The following is a 3,655-nucleotide window of genomic DNA, read 5'->3' on the forward strand; positions in this document are numbered from 1 at the left end:
ACCCACCCCGTGATCCGCCGCAGCACCGCCCGCACCGCCGCCAGGTCACCCCGCGTCGCCGCCGCCGTCAACCCCGGCAACAACAACGCCTGCACCGGCGAGAACACGAACAACGGCACCCTCACCAGGATGAACGCCGACGAGAACGCCAACGCCAACCCCGCCTCGTGCGGCAACCGCGCCGTCACCACGATCGGCGCCACGTTGGCCACCGCCTGCACCAACAACCCCGCCATCACCAACAACGCCAGGCTCTCCACCCGCTCCGACCCCGACCCCCCACCCGACACCGGCTCCGGCCCCGCGACCGCCGCACCCGACCGCAACCACATGCCCCCCGCCACCACACCCACCAACGTCCCCAACGCGAACGTCAACCCGAACGCACCCGCACCGGCCACCCCGACCGCCGCCACCCCGACCGCACCGGCCAACCGCGCGAACCCCTCCCCCGCCAGGCTCGCCGCGTACCCGCTGAACCGGCGCATCCCACCCAGCACACCCCGCGCCAGGTAGATCACCGCCGACGTCACCACCCCCACCAGCACCGCCACGAACAACGACCACGACCCCTTCAACGACCGCTCCACCAACACCGGCGACACCACCGCCAGCACAGCCACCACCACCACCGTCAGCACCACACCCTCACGAGCCACCCGACGCAACGCCCCACCAGGACGTTCACCCCGCGCCAACGCCCGCGACGTCGCATGGCTCGCCTGCTGCTCCAACGACGAGAACACACCCGGACCCACGATGTTCACCAACAAGTAGAACGACGCCACGGCCGCCGCTTCCGCCGCCGGCAACGAATGCCCCGCGATCGCCACGAACGCATAACCCGACGCACCGAGGACCAACGTGCCCAACCCCATGACGACAGCGGGGCTCAACCGACGCGGGGGCATGATGTCTGCGCTCACCGGCAACACAGTAGGCTGCCTCGTCGCCACCTCCTGAAAGCCGGTAGCCCCGGTACTCGGGTGGACCACGGGGGACTAGGGCACAGGGGAAGGGTCGTGGCAAGGGGATGCGTGTTCCGCAGCACCGCAACCTGATCGTCGGTCGTACGAGGTGACCATGAACGGCATCGACATCATGCTCCCCCACTACGGGGACACCTCGTACCTCAAGACCGCCGTCCGCAGCGTCATCGCCCAGGACGACGAACACTGGCACCTCACCGTCGTCGACGACAGCGTCACCGACAACGGCCTGCCCGAGTGGTTCGACTCCCTGCACGACGACCGCATCCACTACCAGCGCAACGACCACAACCTCGGCATCAACGCCAACTTCCAGAAGTGCCTCGACCTCGCCGAGCGCGACTTCGTGGTCGTCATGGGCAGCGACGACGCCATGCTGCCCAACTACATCAGCACCGTCCGCCGCACCACCGCCCGCTTCCCCGACGCCGACGTCGTCCAAGCGGGCGTCGAGGTCATCAACAGCACCGGCCAGGTCGTCCGCCCCCTCACCGACCGCGTCAAGCGCAGCCTCTACGCCCCCGACACCACCACCCCCCGGGTGATGGGCGGCGAAGACCTCGTCGTCAGCCTCCTGCGCGGCAACTGGACCTACTTCCCCTCCCTGTGCTGGCGCCGCGAATCCCTCAAGGACCTCGGCTTCCGCCCCGGCCTGCGCGTCGTCCTCGACCTCGCCCTCATGATCGACCTCGTCGAACGCGGCGGACAACTCGCCGTCGTCCCCGACCTCTGCTTCCAGTACCGCCGCCACGACGCCAGCGTGTCCTCCTCCCTGGCCTCGCTCGGCGGACGCTTCACCGAGGAACACGACTTCTTCCTCGACATCGCCACCCGCATGGACCGCATCGGCTGGCACCGCGCCGCCAAAGCCGCCCGCATGCACCTGTCCTCCCGGCTCCACGCGCTGCTCCTGCTCCCCGGAGCCGTCGGCTCCCGACAGACCGCCAGCGCCAAAGTCCTCATCCGCCACGCATTCGGAACCACCAAACCCGTGAGGAAGTGATCTACGGTGCTGTCGACCGCGCCAGAACAACCGCCGCGGACCAGCCCCGAGCACACCCCGCCGCCGCCGACCACCGCACCACCCCGCCGAGGCGCGCTCTTCGCCGCCGAAGCCGTCGTGTCCGTGGCCGCCGCAGCGCTGACGGTGTTCCTCGCGCGCGGCATCGACGTCAACCCGCTCGACCGGATCGGCCAGGTCAGCGGCCTCGCCGCCCTCCAGCTCCGGTTCGCCGTCATCGCCCTGCTGCTGCTGGTCCTCACCGTGCTCACCGCACGCACCCGCTGGGTCGCCCACGCACCCCTCGCCCGCCGGATCGCCTCCGCCGCGGCGGCAGGCCTGTTCAGCGGCCTCGTCGCCGGCGCCGTCCTCGTCGCCCTGCGCGGCACGCCCTGGGCCCTCAACGCCGCCTACGGCGACTCCGGCGCCCTCGCCACCTGGGCCACCAAGCTCATCGACACCGGCACCATGCAAGCCGACTACCCGCCCGGCTGGATCCACGCCATCGCCTGGTACGCCCAGCTCACCGACACCCCACCCGCCTACGCCCTCAAAGACCTCCAGATCCTCGGCACCGCCCTCTTCGGGCCCCTCGCCTACCTCTCCTGGCGACTGCTGCTGTCCCCCCTGTGGGCCCTCGCCCTCGGCGTCGTCCCCGCCATGGTCCTCATCGACCCCTACAAGCCCTACACCAACCTCATGCTCGTCGTGATGGTGCCGGTCCTGCTCTCCCTGCTCCACCGGCTCCGCCACGCCGCCGACACCCCCTGGCGCGGCATCGTCCTGCGGGCACTCGGCTTCGGCCTCACCCTCGGGCTGGTCTTCCTCGTCTACTCCGGCTGGTTCGTCTGGTCCGCACCCGGCGTGATCCTCTCCGCCCTCGTGCTGTTCCCCTGGCGCACCGCCCGGCTCAAGGGCCTGGTCCTCATCGCCCTCACCGCCGCGACCTTCGTCGCCGTGTCCTTCCGCCACCTGTTCGGCCTCATCACGGCCTCCGGCTCGGTCAAGGACCGCTACTTCTACTGGGACACCTGGTCCGAGCCGACCTACCTGGCCATGTGGCGCAGCGACCTGCCCGGCAGCACCGGCCCCTGGCCGCCCCCCGGTGAGCTCGGCGGCGTCGGCCTGTTCACGATCCTCGCCCTGGTCGGCCTGGCCGCCGCCATCGCCGTGGCCCGCAGCCGCACCGCCGTCATCGTGCTGACCACCGTCTTCGCCGGCGCCTGGCTCCTGCGCTTCCACTTCGGCTCCCAGATGTACGCCGCCGACGCCGTCCAGCTCTACCCCCGCAGCACCGCCGAACTGCTGTACTGCCTGCTGCTGCTCACCGGCTTCGCCGCCTACTACGGCGTGCGCCGCTTCGACGGCGTCGCCCGCGTCCGCGCCGCCTTCGCCAACCCCTCCACCGGCATCGGCGTCCTCACCGCGCTGTTCCTGCTCATCGCCTCCGCGGGCTCCGCCACCGGCGACCGCTACATGCCCCGCACCGACAACTCGCTGGGCTACCTCGCCACCACCTCGCACCTCATCCGGCTCCTGGACGGCAGCTGCTCCCCCTACGCCACCGCCCTGGGCAAGGGCTGCTTCGACACCAACGACCCGAAGTACGGCGAGCTGCTGCTCGAACTCGCGGGCCAGAGCCCGAAGCGCGGCGAGTTCCCGCACC

At 70.7% G+C, this 3,655-nt stretch carries 3 protein-coding genes; 2 read left to right on the top strand and 1 reads right to left on the bottom strand.

The window, feature by feature from the left end:
• Window positions 1-926, bottom strand: a 926-nt coding sequence (locus AB0G02_RS31375; protein WP_360801259.1) for a hypothetical protein, incomplete at its 3' end; no start/stop codon positions are given.
• A gap of 157 nt (window positions 927-1,083) precedes the next feature.
• Here AB0G02_RS31375 and AB0G02_RS31380 point away from each other — a divergent pair.
• Entirely contained in the window at window positions 1,084-1,992 is a 909-nt protein-coding gene (locus AB0G02_RS31380) for a glycosyltransferase family A protein (protein ID WP_360801262.1), read from the top strand.
• A 6-nt stretch (window positions 1,993-1,998) separates the two neighbouring features.
• On the top strand, window positions 1,999-3,655 hold a 1,657-nt coding region (locus AB0G02_RS31385), incomplete at its 3' end, for a hypothetical protein (protein WP_360801265.1).

This window comes from Actinosynnema sp. NPDC023658 (assembly GCF_040639995.1).
Lineage (GTDB): Bacteria > Actinomycetota > Actinomycetes > Mycobacteriales > Pseudonocardiaceae > Actinosynnema.